At 64.5% G+C, this 17,241-nt stretch carries 14 protein-coding genes and 1 tRNA gene; 3 read left to right on the top strand and 12 right to left on the bottom strand.

Annotated features, from left to right (window positions below; translation table 11 throughout):
* Positions 1–16: 16 nt before the first annotated feature.
* Complete coding sequence (locus tag AC1A0G_RS08125; protein WP_476528779.1) at positions 17–811, bottom strand: 16S rRNA (uracil(1498)-N(3))-methyltransferase; 795 nt, start codon at positions 809–811, stop codon at positions 17–19.
* Between the two features lie 136 nt (positions 812–947).
* On the opposite strand from AC1A0G_RS08125, the gene AC1A0G_RS08120 reads away from it, so the two are divergent.
* From AC1A0G_RS08120 to glgC, 3 genes are all read left to right on the top strand, one after another.
* Positions 948–1,035 (top strand) — tRNA-Leu (locus AC1A0G_RS08120).
* 76 nt (positions 1,036–1,111) lie between these two features.
* Positions 1,112–1,978, top strand: coding sequence for a TrmH family RNA methyltransferase (locus tag AC1A0G_RS08115; protein ID WP_476528777.1), 867 nt, complete (start codon positions 1,112–1,114; stop codon positions 1,976–1,978).
* 155 nt (positions 1,979–2,133) lie between these two features.
* On the top strand, positions 2,134–3,381 hold the full coding sequence (gene glgC / locus AC1A0G_RS08110; RefSeq protein WP_476528776.1) for a glucose-1-phosphate adenylyltransferase: 1,248 nt from the start codon (positions 2,134–2,136) through the stop codon (positions 3,379–3,381).
* 147 nt (positions 3,382–3,528) lie between these two features.
* Here glgC and AC1A0G_RS08105 read toward each other — a convergent pair whose 3' ends face one another.
* From AC1A0G_RS08105 to aroC, 11 genes are all read right to left on the bottom strand, one after another.
* Positions 3,529–4,125 (bottom strand): metal-sulfur cluster assembly factor, encoded by a 597-nt coding sequence (locus AC1A0G_RS08105; protein WP_476528775.1) that lies wholly within the window; start codon positions 4,123–4,125, stop codon positions 3,529–3,531.
* A gap of 76 nt (positions 4,126–4,201) precedes the next feature.
* A complete protein-coding gene (sufU, locus tag AC1A0G_RS08100) occupies positions 4,202–4,750 on the bottom strand; it encodes a Fe-S cluster assembly sulfur transfer protein SufU (RefSeq protein ID WP_214373498.1) in 549 nt (182 codons plus the stop codon).
* 3 nt (positions 4,751–4,753) lie between these two features.
* On the bottom strand, positions 4,754–6,025 hold the full coding sequence (locus tag AC1A0G_RS08095; RefSeq protein ID WP_476528773.1) for a cysteine desulfurase: 1,272 nt from the start codon (positions 6,023–6,025) through the stop codon (positions 4,754–4,756).
* Positions 6,026–6,459: 434 nt separating this feature from the next.
* Positions 6,460–7,239 carry a Fe-S cluster assembly ATPase SufC gene (gene sufC / locus AC1A0G_RS08090; protein WP_152358532.1) on the bottom strand — a complete coding sequence of 260 codons (780 nt, stop codon included), beginning with the start codon at positions 7,237–7,239 and terminating at the stop codon, positions 6,460–6,462.
* Between the two features lie 37 nt (positions 7,240–7,276).
* On the bottom strand, positions 7,277–8,506 hold the full coding sequence (sufD, locus tag AC1A0G_RS08085) for a Fe-S cluster assembly protein SufD (protein ID WP_476528771.1): 1,230 nt from the start codon (positions 8,504–8,506) through the stop codon (positions 7,277–7,279).
* Between the two features lie 4 nt (positions 8,507–8,510).
* A complete protein-coding gene (gene sufB, locus AC1A0G_RS08080) occupies positions 8,511–9,965 on the bottom strand; it encodes a Fe-S cluster assembly protein SufB (protein ID WP_476528807.1) in 1,455 nt (484 codons plus the stop codon).
* Between the two features lie 271 nt (positions 9,966–10,236).
* The gene (locus AC1A0G_RS08075; protein ID WP_476528769.1) at positions 10,237–11,850 is read right to left on the bottom strand and encodes a L,D-transpeptidase family protein; all 1,614 of its coding nucleotides are present in this window, start codon (positions 11,848–11,850) and stop codon (positions 10,237–10,239) included.
* Positions 11,851–11,996: 146 nt separating this feature from the next.
* Complete coding sequence (locus AC1A0G_RS08070; RefSeq protein ID WP_476528767.1) at positions 11,997–13,664, bottom strand: CTP synthase; 1,668 nt, start codon at positions 13,662–13,664, stop codon at positions 11,997–11,999.
* 148 nt (positions 13,665–13,812) lie between these two features.
* Positions 13,813–14,259 carry a type II 3-dehydroquinate dehydratase gene (gene aroQ, locus AC1A0G_RS08065; RefSeq protein WP_476528765.1) on the bottom strand — a complete coding sequence of 149 codons (447 nt, stop codon included), beginning with the start codon at positions 14,257–14,259 and terminating at the stop codon, positions 13,813–13,815.
* Between the two features lie 143 nt (positions 14,260–14,402).
* On the bottom strand, positions 14,403–16,040 hold the full coding sequence (locus AC1A0G_RS08060; RefSeq protein WP_476528763.1) for a bifunctional shikimate kinase/3-dehydroquinate synthase: 1,638 nt from the start codon (positions 16,038–16,040) through the stop codon (positions 14,403–14,405).
* Entirely contained in the window at positions 16,037–17,233 is a 1,197-nt protein-coding gene (gene aroC, locus AC1A0G_RS08055) for a chorismate synthase (RefSeq protein WP_476528761.1), read from the bottom strand. Before aroC ends, AC1A0G_RS08060 begins: the two co-directional genes overlap by 4 nt.
* Positions 17,234–17,241 lie beyond the last annotated feature (8 nt).

Here is a 17,241-nt window from a genome sequence, read left to right as displayed (position 1 = left end):
CGATACTGTCCGCCGCCTATATGCGGCCAAGCGCCCGCGCCAGCAGGGTCAGCGCGACCGGGCCGGCGGTCGCGGCCCGCAGGATGTTGCCGCCCAGCACGCACACATGCGCCCCCGCGTCACGGAACGCGGCGACTTCATCCTCGCTGATGCCGCCTTCCGGCCCGACCATCACGTTGATGGTGCGTGGCCTGCCGTCATCCAGACACTGGTCGGCGAGCGCCCGCGCCAGTTGTTCGATGCCATCCCATGTGTCGGTCGCGTCCTGATGGAGCACGACGACCAGATCGCCGTGCACGCATGCGCGTCGGCAAATGGCGAGCGCCTGCTTGCTGGTGACGCATTCGGAAAGTTCCGGCTTCCACGTGCGGCGCGACTGCTCGGTTGCGGCGGCAAGTACCTGATCCCATTTGCGGTCGGTGCGTCCGGCCTTCCACTTGGCGATGGACCGGTCGGCCTGCCACGGAATCACCTGGTCTACGCCGATCTGCGTGGCCATGTCGATGGCCTGTTCGTCGTGTCCGGTTTTCGCCAGCGCCTGGATCAGCGCGAGTCTGGCGACCGGCTGCGGTTCGCGGCCGACCTCGCGAACTTCGGCCAATCCGGCCGCGGCGTCGGCGATCACGGCGTGGATGCGCAGTCCCGCACCGTCGGACAGATCCAGTTCGTCGCCGTCCTTCAGTCTCATCACCTGGATGGCATGCCGGCGTACCGCCGACGGCAGGGTGAGTTTCCATCCGGTGTTGAGTTCGTCGCTGTTCACCGGCACATCGTCATGCGCAGGATCGAGAAGAAACAGGGGATTCGTCATGAACACTAGGGTACACAAACCCCTATTCCGCAATCGGAACCGTTGATATTGCTTGCAACACGCCGTGAAACCCGATCGATTTGACGTCTGAGTCTGAATGAGTATAGTAATCAATCGTTGTCTGAACAACGCACTCGTCCGGGTGGCGGAATGGTAGACGCGCTAGCTTGAGGTGCTAGTGCCTATTTTATACAGGCGTGTGGGTTCAAGTCCCATCTCGGACACGAGCGAAACCCCGTGGAAACACGGGGTTTTCTTGTATCTCCAGTGATTTTCGAGCGACGACCAGCGGAGGCTTCCTTGCGGTTCATCACCATCGATTCCATCGACGACGAACGTGTCGCGGCGTACACGAACCTGACCGAAATCCAGCTGCGCAACCGTCTGGAGCCGGCCAAGGGCCTGTTCATCGCCGAATCCCCCAAGGTCATCGACCGGGCGCTTGCCGCCGGCCGCGAACCGATCTCGCTGCTGGTCGAGGAGCCGTGGATCGAGGGCATGGCCGACACGTTCGCGTTCGTGGACGAACATTGGGGCCCGGACATCCCCGTGTACGTCGCCTCCCCCGAACAGTTGAAGCAGCTCACCGGCTACCGTCTGCATCGGGGCGCGCTGGCCGCGATGCGCCGCTGGCCGTTGCCGTCCGTGGCCGAGGTCTGCCGCGATGCCCGTCGCGTGGCGGTCATGGAGAACATCGTCGATCATACGAACGTCGGCGCGCTGATGCGTTCGGCGGCGGCGCTCGACGTGGACGCCGTGCTCGTCACTCCCTCCTGCGGCGATCCGCTGTACCGCCGTGCGGCCCGCGTGTCGATGGGCACCGTCTTCCAGATCCCGTGGACCCGCATCGGCATGGAGTCGAAGCACACATGGCCGTTTGAGGGACTGAAGGAACTCCATGATCTCGGCTTCACCACCGTGGCAATGGCGCTGACCGACGATTCGATCAGTCTGGACAAGCTGGTGCGCCGTCTGAACAACGATCCTGCCGAATCCGACCATATCGACAAGCTGGCACTGATCTTCGGCACCGAAGGCGACGGGCTGAGCCGGCACACCATCGCGAACGCCGATCTGACGGTGAAGATCCCGATGAGCCACGGCGTGGACTCGCTCAACGTGGCCGCGTCGAGCGCCGTTGCTTTCTATTCGACTGCAATTCGCTGAAAAGTCATGAAATTACGGCGACATGCCAGCGTGGTTGCCTTGCGTGTCGTCGAATTTGTGCGAGTATTGACAGTGTCGCCCATGCGATGAAGCGTGGGTACAAGCAGTTCGGTGTCGTAAGACGCTGTGGATGACCGAAAAGAGAGGAGCATCGGATGGCGAAAAACAAGCAGAAGATTCTGTCCATCGTCCTGGCGGGCGGTGAAGGAACTCGCCTGATGCCGTTGACCCGTGATCGCGCGAAGCCCGCAGTCCCCTTCGGAGGCGTGTTCCGTCTGATCGATTTCCCGCTGAGCAACCTGGTGAACTCGGATTACCGTCACATCATCGTGCTTACCCAGTACAAGTCCCACTCCCTTGACCGTCACATCTCGCAGATGTGGCGTTTCTCCTCCCTGCTGGGCAACTACGTCTCCCCTGTGCCCGCGCAGCAGCGTCTCGGCAAGCACTGGTATCTCGGTTCTGCCGACGCGATCTACCAGACGATCAACATCATCGAGGACGTGCAGCCCGACATCGTCGTGATCGTCGGCGCTGATCACGTCTACCGCATGGACTTCGGCCAGATGGTCGAGCAGCACATCGAGTCCGGCGCCGAGTTCACGGTCGCCGGTATTCGTCAGCCGTTGTCGCAGTCGAACCAGTTCGGCGTGATCAGCGTCGACCCGAACCATCCGAACCAGATCCGCGAGTTTCAGGAGAAGCCGGCCACGACCGAGGGTCTGCCGGACGACCCGAACTCGTTCCTCGCCTCGATGGGCAACTACGTGGCCAACACCGACGCCCTGTTCGACGCGCTGGCCAAGGACGAGAAGGCCGAGGACACCAAGCATGACATGGGCGGCGACATCGCCCCATACTTCGCGGCCCGAGGCGAGGCCGGCGTGTACGACTTCAATACGAACGTCATCCCGGGCGCGACGGAGACCGATCACGCCTATTGGCGCGACGTGGGTACCATCAAGCAGTTCTACGATGCGCACATGGACCTGATCGCCTATGTGCCGGAGTTCAACCTGTACAACCAGGCGTGGCCGATCTACACCGATTCCGGCACGCTGCCGCCGGCCAAGTTCGTGCACGCCGGCCGCGACCGTCTGGGCCACGCGACTGATTCGATCGTCTCCCCCGGCGTGATCGTTTCCGGCGGCGAGGTGCACCACTCCGTGCTTTCGCCGAACGTGCGCATCCACTCGTGGGCACAGGTCGTGGACTCCGTACTGTTCGACGGCGTCATCATCAACCGTCGTGCGCGCGTGTACAAGGCGATCCTCGACAAGAACGTCGTGCTCACCGAGAACTCGACCGTCGGCATCGACACCGAGCATGATCTCGAGCGCGGCTTCACCGTGACTCCGGAAGGAATCACGGTAGTGCCGAAGGGCACGATCGTCGACGACTGATCGGCAGCGCAACAAGCCGGATAACGAAAGCCCCGACCGTATGGCCGGGGCTTTTCCGATTTCATCGTGACAGCATGCGGCGGATACGACAGCGGCGGTGCGACGAACGCATTCGTCCATCGCACCGCCGCATACCGGTCGGGTCGGTCAGTACTTCGGCAGATTGTCAAAGTTGAAGCCGAGCGCGGCCAGCTGATCGCGGCCTTCCGGCGTGATCTTGTCCATCGTCCAACGCGGCTGCCACGTCCAGTCGATGCGGAATTCCTCGACCAGACCGGCCAGCGTGCTCGCGCACTCGTCCTCGATGAGATCGGTCAGCGGGCAGGCGGGCGTGGTGAGCGTCATCGTGATGATCGCGCGGCTGAGTTCGTCGATTTCGATGCCGTAGACCAGACCGAGATCGATCACGTCGATGCCAAGCTCCGGGTCGATGACCTGATGCAGGGCCTCCTTGACGTCCTCCGCGGTGGCGCGGCCGATGTCGTCCACGGCCTTGAGCGGGATGTCGTCCTCGCTGCTGTGTTCGCCCTCATGACCGCATTCGCTCTTCGGGTGACGGCCGCACGCGCACATCTCGACGTCGCCGTCCGCCGACGAACCGGCCGGCGCGGGGCGCCCGTTCGGGAATCCCGCGGCCAGATTCGGATTGGCCATCACGCGACGCGCGGCCTCCTCGTCGCCCAGCACCTTGTTCACCGCGTCGAACACCGACGGCTCGGGTTCGGGCACCAGATTGTCGCTCATATCACTCCAGACATTGTGGGAAACAGTTGGTATTCAATATACTCCGGCTCCCCTCTTGTGAGGAGAGCCGGAACCGTCATTTCGCTGCCAGCGCCTTGGCCACCGAGTCGCGCATGCCTTCCCAGCCGAGCAGGGCGCATTTGATGCGCATCGGATACTTGGATACGCCTTGGAAGACGACCGCATCCTCGAGCTTCTCCTCCTTGGCGTCGTCGTTCAGGCCGGCGCCACGCGATTCCATCAGCTCATGGAAGTCGCGGAACAGGTCCATCGCCTCGTCCACGGTTTTGCCGGCGCACAGGTCGACCATCACCGACAGGCTCGCCTGCGAGATGGAGCAGCCGTGACCGTCCCATACGAGGCGTTCGATGCGATGCGGTTCGGCGTCGGAGACCTCGACGTGCACAGTCGCCTCGTCGCCGCAGGTCGGATTGAACTGGTGGGATTCACCCGGCGTGCAGTATTCGTGGCTGGCGCGGATCGTGCTGTCTCCGGCCGACGCGCTGTCCTCGGACGCGAGGTCGGGCGCGAAGGACTCCTTGCCATGCGGATCGCGTGCGGCTTCGAGAATGACCTCCTGATACATCTGCTCGAGGTCGTCGCCGCTCATACCAAAATCGTTCATATATCACACCTTAAAGAACGGGCGGACTTTCGCCACCGCCTCGACCAGCGCGGCCGCGTCGTCGACGCTGTTGTACACGCCGCTGGACGCACGGTTGGACGCATACAGGCCGAAGTGACGGTGCACCGGCTGGGCGCAGTGATGGCCGACGCGGATGGCGATGCCCTGCGCGTCGATGAACTGGCCGACATCATGCGGGTGCACGCCGGCCACGTCGAACGCGACGGTGCCGATGCGGTCCACGTTCTCGCGCGGACCGAGGATGCGCACGCCGTCGATGTCTCCGAGCTTCAGGAGTTCCGCGGCGATGGTCTTCTCGTGTGCCTCGATGTTCTCCAAGCCGATGTTCATCATCCATTCGGCGGCCACGCCGGCGGCCACGACCTGCGCGACCGGCTGCGTGCCGGCCTCGAAGCGTGCCGGCGGCTCCATGTACTGCGCGGGCTTGTCCATCCACGCCAGCTCGACCATCGATCCGCCGAAGTTCGCCGGCGGCAACGCCTCGAGCAGCTCGCGCTTGCCGTACAGGAAGCCGACGCCGGTCGGACCGTACATCTTGTGCGCGCTCCACGCGGCGAAGTCGACGTCCATCGCATGAAAGTCGACCTTGAGATGCGGCACCGACTGACATGCGTCGAGGACGAACACGGCGCCGACCTCGTGGGCGCGGCGCACGATGGGCGCGATGTCGGTGATCGCGCCGGTGGTGTTGCCCACATGCGTGACCGCCACGACCTTGGTGCGTTCGGTGATGACCTCATCGGCCGTATCGGAGCGGATGCGACCGTCCTCGGTCAGATCGAACCACTTGAGCGTGGCACCCGTGCGGAACGCCAGCTCCTGGAACGGCAGCAAGACCGAATGATGCTCGGCCTTGGATACGACGATCTCGTCGCCGGGCTTCAGGGCGAACCGCTTGGCCGCCGCTCCCCCGCGTCCGAGGCTCGCGTTGCCGAACGCGGTCGCCAGCAGGTTCAGACCAGCCGTCGCACCGCCGGTGACGACGACCTCCTCCTGGCCCTCTTCCGAGTTCGCACCGACCAGACGCGCGACCTTGCCACGTGCCTCCTCGAACGCGACGGTCGAACGCGCCGCCAGCTCATGCGCCCCACGGTGCACGCCGGCGTTGATCGTGCGGTAGAAGTCAGCCTCCGCATCGATCACGCACTGCGGCTTCTGCGAGGTCGCCGCCGAATCGAGATACACGAGCGGATGCCCGTGCACCTCCTGATCCAAAATCGGGAACTCCCCCCGAATCGCTCCAAAATCAACCATATATTCCCCTTGTTTTCTATGCGCTTACCGTTTACAAGTTCCGACGTTGCCGTGTGGGGGTGGACATATGCATATCTCGACACGCTCCAGGCCGCTCGGCCAAGTCTTACGGTCGCGATACGCATATGTCCACCCCCACACTCTCTTGCGTACAACTGTTGCGTAATACAAACTCAAGTGAGTACAGATTTGTATTACGCAATCGGACAACGTTACCGAGCAGGCAGTCGGGATGTTCTGTTCGCGGCCGTAAGACTTGGGCGAGCGCCCCGGAGCGTGTCGAGAATAGAACATCCCGACTGCCTGCGGCCACCGCTGGAACTTATACAGCCAATCCTCACTCCACTACGATCGCGTTGGAACATCCCGCAGGTAAGGACCAACCGTCATGCGACTAACGCTGGAACTGAGCGAACTAACTGAACGAAAGCGACTTACGCCAGTGCGGATTCGGAGTCGGCGCCTTCGGGCAGGTACGCGTCGTAGCCGTGCTCTTCGAGTTCATCGGCCAGCTCCGGGCCGCCGGTCTTGACGAAGTGGCCGTCGGCGAAGACGTGCACGATGTCCGGCTTGATGTACTTCAAGATGCGCGTGTAGTGCGTAACCATGAGGATGCCGAAGTTGTTGGCCTCCTTGGCGCGGTTCACGCCTTCGGACACGATGCGCAGCGCGTCGACGTCGAGACCGGAGTCGGTTTCGTCGAGGATCGCGAACTTGGGCTTGAGCAGTTCGAGCTGGAGCACTTCGGCGCGCTTCTTCTCGCCGCCGGAGAAACCTTCGTTGACGGAGCGAGTGGCGAACTTCGGGTCCATGCGCAGACGCTTCATGGCTTCGGACAGTTCCTTGGTCCAGGTGCGGATGGCCGGCGCCTTGCCGTCGACCTCGGTTTTGGCGGTGCGCAGGAAGTTGGTCATCGACACGCCCGGCACTTCGACCGGATACTGCATGGCGAGGAACAGGCCTTCCTTGGCGCGTTCGTCCGGGGTCTGCTTCAGGATGTCGACGCCGTCGAGCAGCACTTCGCCCGAATCGACCTCGTACTTGGGGTGGCCGGCGAGCGTGTAGGCGAGCGTGGACTTGCCGGAGCCGTTGGGGCCCATGATGGCGTGCGTTTCGCCGGAGTTGACGGTCAGGTTCACGCCCTTGAGGATCTGCTTGCGGCCTTCCTTGGTTTCGACGGAGGCGTACAGGTCCTTGATTTCCAGAGTGGACATTGGATTCTCCTGTGATTGACGAATGTAAGTCTGTGGGTTACTTGTCTTCGAGCACCGCCTGCATGGCCGCGTCCTCGCCGCGCGCGAGGCGGCGGTCGATCACGTCCATGAGGTGCTGGGCGACGGACGGCACACCGATCTCTTCGACGAGTTCGCCGAAGAAGCCGCGCACGACGAGCTTGCGGGCCTCGGTTTCGGGGATGCCGCGCGACTGCAGGTAGAACAGTTCCTCGTCGTCGAAACGGCCGACGGAACTGGCGTGGCCGGCGCCGATGATGTTGCCGTTTTCGATTTCGAGGTTCGGCTCGGAGTCGGCGATCGCGCCGGGGGTGAGCACGAGGTTGCGGTTGAGCTCGTAGGAGTCGGTGCCGGGCGCGGTGGGCGCGATCAGGGCGTTGCCGACCCACGTGGAGTGCGCGTCCTTGCCGTCGAGCGCGCCTTTGTAGACCACGCGCGACTTGCATTCGGGATGGTTGTGCACCACCATCGTGCGGTGTTCGATGTGCTCGCCCGGGTCGACGAAGTAGATGCCGAGCATGTTGAGGTCGCCCTGCGGGCCGCCGAAGTCCTGGTCCATGCGGATGCGCACGACGTCGCCGCCGAGCGTGACGACGGAGTGGCGCAGCGAGGCGTTCTCGCCGACGTGGATGCGGTGGTTGCCGACATGCTTGGAACCCTTGTCCCATTCCTGGATGAACGTGGCGGAGACGTGGGAGTCCTTGCCGGTGGTGATTTCGACGCCTTCCGCGAGTCGCGCGGTGCCGTTGTGCTCGACGACGATGTCGCCGTGCGTGCCGTCGGCCGCGGCGATGACCAGGTGCAGCGCGTCGAGATCCTCGCCGCCGCCGATCACGCGGATGAGCACGGGCTGGGCGAGTTCGCCGGTCAGGTTGACGACGGTGGCGGTGTGTCCGGAGTTCCATTCGACGACGGATGCGCGGTCGTTCGGTTTGGACACGGTGCCGGAGCCGCCCTCGCCGAGCTTGGTCTGGCTGACGGTCACATGCTCCGGGTCGACGGGCGTGCCGTCCACGTTGGAGATCACCAGCGTGGTTTCGCCGCTCGGCTTGAACACGTCGAAGAACTCCTCGATGCGTTCGAGCGGCGTGTAGCGCCAGTCCTCCTGCTTGCGGGTCGGCTGCGGGAAGTCGGCCACATTGAACGAACGCGGTTCCTTGTCGGCGCTCGACGGCATGGCCGCCGGGATCGCGTACGGGTCGTTCGGGTCAGCGACGGGAATGTTGAGTTCAGTTGTGTTCGTTTGCATGGAATCAGCCCACCGATCCTTCCATCTGCAGTTCGACCAAACGGTTCAGTTCGAGCGCGTACTCCATCGGCAGCTCGCGGCTGATCGGCTCGACGAAGCCGCGCACGATCATGCCCATGGCCTCCTTCTCCTCGAGGCCGCGGCTCATCAGATAGAACAGCTGGTCTTCGGAGACCTTGGAGACGGTCGCCTCGTGCGCCATCGTCACGTCGTCCTCGCGCACGTCCACATGCGGGTACGTGTCGGATCGGCTGAAGTCGTCGACGAGCAGCGCGTCGCACACGGTCGAGTTCGAGGAGCCGTACGCGCCGTCGACGATCTTGACGAGGCCGCGGTAGGCGGAACGGCCGCCGCCGCGGGAGATCGACTTGGCGACGATCGTGGACTTGGTGTGCGGGGCGAGGTGAATCATCTTCGCGCCGGTGTCCTGATACTGGCCCTTGCCGGCGAAGCCGAGCGACATCGTGGACGCGGTGGCGTAGGGTTCGGCGAGGATGCAGGCCGGGTACTTCATGGTGGCCTTGGAGCCGATGTTGCCGTCGACCCATTCCATCGTGCCGCCCTCGCGCACGTAGGCGCGCTGGGTGACGAGGTTGTACACGTTGTTCGACCAGTTCTGCACGGTGGTGTAGCGCACGCGGGCGTGCTTCTCGACGATGATCTCGACGATGGCCGCGTGCAGCGAATCCTCGGACCAGATCGGGGCGGTGCAGCCTTCGACGTAGTGCACGTAGGAGCCTTCGTCGGCGATGATGAGCGTGCGTTCGAACTGACCCATGGCCGGCGTGTTGATGCGGAAGTACGCCTGCAGCGGGATGTCGACGTGCACGCCCTTGGGGACGTAGACGAACGAGCCGCCGGACCATGCGGCGGTGTTGAGCGCGCCGAACTTGTTGTCCTCCGGGGAGACGACGGTGCCGAAGTACTTACGCACGAGGTCGGGGTATTCGCGCACGGCGGTGTCGGTGTCGACGAAGATCACGCCCTGCTTCTTCAAGTCCTCCTGGATGGAGTTGTAGATGACCTCGGACTCGTACTGCGCGGCGACGCCGGAGACGAGACGCTTCTTTTCGGCTTCGGGGATGCCGAGACGGTCGTAGGTGGAGCGGATGTCGTCGGGCAGTTCCTCCCACGTCTTGGCCTGCTTGTCGATCGGCTTGACGTAGTACTTGAAGTCGTCGGCGTTGAAGCCGGTCAAGTCGACGCCCCAGTCGGGCATCGGCTTGTCGAGGAACGCCCTGAACCCGCGCAGACGCATGTCGAGCATCCATTCCGGCTCGCCCTTGTCGGCGCTGATGGCCCGCACGACGTTCTCGTCGATGCCTCGTTTCGCGGCCTCGCCGGCCGCGTCGGAATCATGCCAGCCGTAGCTGTAGTCTCCGAACTGCTGGATGATCTCGTCATCCTGTTTGATTTTCTCCTCGTTGACGCGGGCGCGATCGGCCACATACTGGCTCATCTCCACGTCAGCCGCGGCGTTTGGCGCTTGGTTTTCGCTCACCGTACGCTTCCCTCCAATCGACTTCACAACGTTCCTACGTAAACCTAACATATACCGGGGTCCGACTCTAGTAGTCACGTCGAATATTGGCTGAGCGCAAACGTGATGCACGCGACAGTGCGTCGGCCGTGGCCTGCTGCGCGAATCGGAGCGGCAACAGGCCCGGAAAACGAACAAACCCCGCCTTCAAGCGGGGTTTGCGATGATTTGGCTGAAGTCGCTCTACAGGTCACACCTGAACGTGCACAGAGGTGCCCATGACGGCCCAGCCGTAGAACCATTCGGCCTGATCCCAGCCGATGCCGACGCATCCGTGGGAGGTGTTGCCGAGCGCGGCGACCTGCGAGTCGTTCATGGCGGTCTGCGTGGCGATGCGGTGGATCGCGCAGCCGGAGTGCGAGAAGTAGTTGACGAATCCGACGCCCTTCACGTCCCACGATTCCTTGGAACCGTCGGACAGGGTGAGGTTGCCGCTCATGTCCTGCGACTCGTACTTGAGCCAGATGGTGAAGTCGCCGGTCGGCGTGCACAGGTCGCCGCCCGTGCATTCGCCGGTCTTGCGGTCGTTGCCCTGGCCCGCGGACATGCTCATCGTGCGGATGAGCTTGTCGTTCTCGTAGGCGTACACCTTGTTGTCGGACAGGTCGACGACGACGTGGCGCTTGGTCTTCTTGGTCTGCATCGGGTCGACGGTGCCTTCGACGGTGACGGAGCCGCCGCCGTTGGCAAGGGCCGCGACCGCGTCGTGGCCGACGTTCGTGTCGCCGTCGGCGGCGATGGTCACGCCGTCATGGCCTTCCTTGAGCACGTCTATCTCGTCGCCGTTGTTGTTGACGATGACGTCGCGGTCCTCACGGCTCGACTGCAGCGTGTTCTTGATGTTGGAATCGTAGTACTGCTGCAGTTTGTCGGCGTCGAAGACCACGTAGCCGTTGCGGGTCTCGTTGCTGGACAGCTTGCCGTTCTCGTTGGCGTCGATACGGCTCGATGCGGCCAGCGCGGCAGCGTCGAGCGTTGCGATCGTGTGGTCGCCGATGGTGATGGCGACCGGCTTGGACGCGAGCTTGTCGAGCGTGTCCTTGGCCTTGGCGGCGATGTCGTCGGTGACGGACGGGTTGGTTGACTTGAGCGTCACGTTGACGGTTTTCACCGATCCGGTGCCGAGCGCCTCGACGGACTTGACCGCGGCCTTGGCGACTTCGGTCGGGTCCGCGCCCTGTCCCTGCTGGCCGGCGACGACGTCGAAGCCGTTGCCGTCGACGTTGAGCTGCACGGAGGCGTCCACCGGCTTGACCTCCGCGATGCCCAGCTTCTGGTTGAGCGTGTCGGAGACGGCGGCCGTCGGGTTGGCGGGTTCGGCGGTGACGTCGGTGGTGTTCCAGAACGCGTAGCGCTGCCACCATGCGTCGGACCGCTTGGCGTCCATGACCTGGGTGGCGATCGTTTCGGAGTCGACGCTCAGACCGAGGTCCTTGAGCGTGACCTTCGCGCTCGTGCCGTTATAGGAGACGTTCACGGCCGCCTTGTCGACGGCATCGTCGATCTGCGACACCAGCTGGCTGTACGAGCGGCCGGTCACCGGCGTGCCCCACAGCGTGACGCCAGGCAGGGCGTGGGACTGGAAGAACCAGACGCCTGCTCCCGCGACGGCGGCGAGCAGGACGATGACGGCCGATACGATCCACGGCCAGATGGCGTGACGCTTGTGCGAGCGGACGGAGGAACGCGTACCGCGTGCATGCGCCGGCGTGGCGACGGCGCTCAGGTCGAGCGGCGCGAACACCGCGGTCACCTCGCCGTCGGCGTAGGTACCGGCTTTGCTCATCTCATTGTTCTCGTTCATACTGCTGTTCATTCTCTTGGTAACCGGACAATGCCCGATTGGTTGTGCACTGTCCACCATTATGCAGCATGGTCATGAACTCGAACGAGTCCATGACCATGCGAAATCGGCGTCGGACTGTGAATCATCTCACAGCGGACGATGCATCAGTGACGGCTGGCTTCCTGGTGGTCGAGCGCGGCCTTGACCAGACCCGCGAACAGCGGGTGCGGCTTGGTCGGGCGGGACTTGAACTCCGGGTGCGCCTGAGTGGCCACATAGAACGGATGCACGTCCTGCGGCAGCTCGACGAACTCGGTGAGCTCGCCGTCCGGGCTTTGGCCGGAGATGCGCAGACCGGCCTCGCGCAGTCGGTCCTTGTACGCCACGTTGACCTCGTAGCGGTGGCGGTGGCGCTCGGTCACATGCGTGGTGCCGTACAGTTCAGCTACCAGCGAACCTTCCTCGAGCACGGCCGGGTAGGAGCCGAGGCGCATGGTGTGGCCCATATCGCCCTTACCGGCGACGATGTCCTTCTGCTCCTCCATCGTGGCGATGACCGGGTTCGCGCACTCCGGTTCGAATTCGGTGGAGTTCGCGTCCTCGATGCCCAGGACGTGGCGGGCGTATTCGATGACCATCGACTGCAGACCGAGGCACAGGCCGAGCGCCGGCAGCTTGTTCTCACGCGCGTACTTGAGCGCGCCGATCTTGCCGTCGATGCCGCGGATGCCGAAGCCGCCCGGGATCACGATGCCGTCGACCTGGTCGAGCGCGGCGGCCGCACCCTCCTCGGTCTCGCACTTGTCGGCCGCGACCCACTTGACGTTGACCTTGGCCCAGTTGGCGAAGCCGCCGGCCTTGATGGCCTCGGTGACGGACAGGTACGCGTCCGGCAGGTCGATGTACTTGCCGACGATCGCGATATTGACCTCGTGCTTGGGGTGATGCACACGCTCGAGCAGATCGGCCCACTCGTCCCAGTCGACGTCGTGGAACGGCAGTCCGAGCTCGCGCACGACGTACGCGTCGAGGCCCTCGTTGAACAGGATCTTCGGCACGTCGTAGATGCTCGGCGCGTCCACGCAGTTGACGACGCCCTCCTCGTCCACGTCGCACATCAGGGAGATCTTGTCCTTGATGGACTTGTTGAGCGGGCGGTCGGAGCGCAGCACGAGCGCGTCCGGGGTGATGCCGAGCTGGCGCAGCATCATGACGGAGTGCTGGGTCGGCTTGGTCTTGAGCTCGTGGGCGGCGGAGATGTACGGCACGAGGGAGACGTGCACGAACATGCAGTTCTCCGCGCCGAGGTCTCGGCGCACCTCGCGGGCCGCCTCGAGGAACGGCTGGGATTCGATGTCGCCGACGGTGCCGCCGATCTCGGTGATGATCACGTCGACGTCGTCGGATGCCTGGGCGCGCATGCGCGACTTGATCTCGTTGGTGATGTGCGGGATGACCTGCACGCACTGGCCGAGGTATTCGCCGGCGCGTTCCTTGCGCAGCACTTCCTGGTAGATCTGGCCGGTGGTGACGTTGGCCTTCTGGCTCAGGAAGACGTCGAGGAAGCGCTCGTAGTGGCCGATGTCGAGATCGGTTTCGGCGCCGTCCTCGGTCACGTAGACCTCGCCGTGCTGGAACGGGTTCATCGTGCCCGGGTCCACGTTGATGTACGGATCGAGCTTCTGCTGGAGAACGTGGATGCCGCGGCTGCGCAGCAGACGGCCAAGTGAAGATGCGGTCAGGCCCTTGCCGAGGGAGGAAACCACGCCGCCGGTGACGAAGATATGCTTGGTGACGTGTTCTTGGGAATTACCATGTTGTCTTCTAACCATGGAATTTCACTCTATCATCCACATATGACCCGGCGTGTTACCGCAAACAGGCCCGTCCAAGCATCCACGGTTCCGCGTGGGATCATGCCTGGACGGGCCTGGTAATGGAATCATGCGCAACACGCTGGTGCGCGTGGCCGCTGTCCGTCTACTCGTTGACGAGGTGCGCGATGGCTTCGAGGGCGAGCTTGTAGCCGTAGAAGCCGAGCCCGGTGATGGTGCCGGTGGCCACCGGGCTGATGACGGAGCGCTTGCGGAATTCGTCGCGGGCGGACGGGTTGGAGATGTGCACCTCCATGAGCGGCAGGCCGGCGTCGCCGACCATGTGCGCCGCATCGGCCAGCGCATACGAATAGTGCGTGAACGCGGCCGGGTTCATGACGACCGGCGTCTTCTCGTCGGCGGCCTGGTGCATCCAGTGCACCATCTCGGACTCGTCGTCCGTCTGCCGTACTTCGACGTCGAGGCCGAGTTCAGCTCCCCATGCGGTGCACAGGCGGCGCAGCTCCTCAAGATCCTGACGCCCGTAGACGTCGGGCTGGCGGACGCCGAGACGACCGAGATTCGGTCCGTTGACGACGATGACTGTGGTCATGGTTGGCTCCTTTGCTGATTCCTGGCGATGCTCTGTCGGACTTATATTGACGCGTTCTGTATTCTCGGCTCCCTCGGTTGAGGGAGCTGGCCGCGAAGCGGACTGAGGGAGCGTCAGACCATCACATTAAGCCCGGCAAAGTACTAGTGCTGGATGCGGCGGAACGCCTCTTCGACGGCGTCGGCCGGCGGGTCGTCGAGGTGCACGGGGTGCCCGATGCCATCGAGCACGACGAAACGCAACTTGTTGCCGCGCGCCTTCTTGTCGCGGTGCATGAGCGCGAGCACGTCCTCGAACGAGCCGCCGTTCCACGAGGTCGGCAGTCCGAGCGAGGCGAGCAGCGAACGATGGTAGTCGACCAGATCGCGGTCGATGTACCCGAGCAGCGAGGCCAGTTCGGCCGCATACACCATGCCGACGGCGACCGCGTTGCCGTGACGCCAGCGGAAGTGCTCGAGCTTCTCGATCGCGTGGCCGAGCGTGTGCCCGTAGTTGAGGAACTCGCGCAGGCCCGCCTCCTTGAGGTCGGCGGAGACGTGCCGTGCCTTGACCTTCACGGTGCGCTCGATGAGTTCGGCGACCACGTCCTCGAGCGGCGAGCCGATGAGCGTCGCGCCGTCGAACGCGCGCAGTTCGTCCGCGTGGTCCTCGAGGATGCGCAGGATCTCCGGGTCCGAGATGAATCCGGATTTGGCAACCTCGCCGAGGCCTTCGATGAAGATGTCGTTCGGCAGCGAGGCGAGCGTGGTCGTGTCGGCCAGCACGCCGGCCGGCGTGTAGAACGAGCCGACGAGGTTCTTGCCGACCTTCGTGTTGATGCCGGTCTTGCCGCCGGTGGACGCGTCGACCATCGCGAGCAGCGAGGTCGGGCAGTTGACGTAGCGGATGCCGCGCATCCAGGTGGCGGCGACGAATCCGGCCAGATCGGTGGCCGCTCCCCCGCCCACGCCGACCACGGCGTCGGAGCGAGTGAAGCCCTCATTGCCGAGCCGTTCCCAGATGCCATTCGCCACGGTGATGGTCTTGCCGGCCTCGGCGTCGGGGATGACGATGTCCGACACCTCGTAGCCGGCCTGGCGCAGCAGGGCGCGGGCGCGGTCGGAGTGCCGCTGCACGGGCTGCGTGTGGATGAGCGCGATGCGTGCCGGCTTGTCGCCGAGCACGCCGGCGAGATGGTTGAGCGCCCCTTCGCCGATGCGCACGTTATAGTCGTCCGCGGCGACGACATCGACGTGGACGACGCGTTCCTCGATCATGTTCATCACCTTTCTCGCCGCCATTTGCGGCGTGGAACCGTGGGTGCGTACGTGGATGTTGGCGATGCGGGTGAACACGGGGTCGCGCTGCCGGTACAGCCGCATCCAGCGTTCGTTGGCGTCGCCGCCGTTGAGCATGGGGCGTCCGCCGCCGCGGTTGGCCCGTTCCATCGCCTCTTTCGGATCGGCCTGCAGGTAGATCACGCGGCCGCCGTCGGCGATGTAGTCAGCCAGCGCGTCCTGCGTGGCCGGGGTCATCGGCGCGCCGCCGCCGAGCGCGAACAGGCCGTCGAAATCGGCCAGCGTACGGCGGATCAGATCGCTTTCGACCTCGCGGAACGCGGGTTCGCCGTATTGTGCGAAATAGTCGGGGATCGACATGCCGACCTCGCGTTCGATCTCGATATCGGCGTCGCGGAACGACAGTCCCAGCATCTGCGAGACCTCACGGCCGACACGGGTCTTGCCGGCCCCCATCATGCCGATGATGACGGCGACGGGATGTCGTGTTCCGGAATCGCTCATCGCATGTGCTCCGGCCAAGAGGCGAGGTAGCCGGCCGCGTTGCGGCGGATCTCCTCGACGCTGTCGCCGCCGAACTTCTCGAGCACGAACTTCGCCAGCGTGAGTCGCACCATCGCCTCGGCCACGACGGACGCGGCCGGCACGGCGGTCGAATCGGAACGCTGGTTGATCGCGGCCGCCGCGTCGCCGGAGGCCACGTCGACGGTGCGCAGCGCGCGCGGGATGGACGGGATCGGCTTCATCGCGGCCCGCACGCGGATCGGTTCGCCGTTCGACATGCCGCCTTCAATGCCGCCCGCACGGTTCGTCAGTCTCGTGATATGGCCGTCTTCGCCCGGCACCATCTCGTCGTGCGCCTGGGAGCCGGCGCGCACGGCCTCGAGGAAGCCGTCGCCGATCTCGACGCCCTTGATGGCCTGGATGCCCATGACCGCGCCGGCCAGCGCGGCGTCAAGCCGGCGGTCGGATTCGACGTACGTGCCCAGTCCGGCCGGCACGCCGTAGGCGATCACCTCGATCACGCCGCCGACGGTGTCGGCGTTCGCCTTGATCTCGTCGATGCGCGCGATCATGCGGGCCTCGGCATCCTTGTCGAGCGTGCGCACGGGCGACGCGTCCAGTGCGGCGACGTCGTCCGGCGTCGGCAGCACGCGGTCGCCGGCCGTCTCGTCCACGCCGGCCCCGCCGATGGACAGCACGTGGGCGACGGTGCGGATGCCGACCGTCTGTTCGAGGAACTTCGCGGCCACCGCGCCGAGCGCGACACGCGAGGCGGTCTCGCGGGCGCTGGAACGCTCGAGCACCGGACGCGCATCGTCGAATCCGTACTTGCGCATGCCGGTCAGATCGGCGTGGCCCGGGCGCGGACGGCTCAGCGGCGCGTTGCGCCCCTCACGGGGGATGTCGTGGTCGAGCGGGTCGGCGCTCATCACTTCGGTCCACTTGGGCCATTCGGTGTTCGCGATCTCGATGGCGACCGGCGAGCCCAGCGTCTTGCCGTGCCTCACACCGGTGAGCAGACGCACCTTGTCCTGCTCGAACTTCATACGCGCCCCGCGGCCGTATCCGAGACGGCGGCGTGCCAGCGCGTCCACGACGTCGCCGCTGGTCACCTCCACGCCCGCCGGTAGTCCTTCGATCATGGCGACCAGCGCCTCGCCGTGTGATTCGCCCGCCGTCTGCCAGCGCAACATGCCGTTCT

Source organism: Bifidobacterium sp. LH_230 (assembly GCF_056357555.1).
The sequence above is the reverse complement of the archived record's forward strand: the minus strand, read 5'-3'. Positions and strand labels throughout refer to the sequence as shown.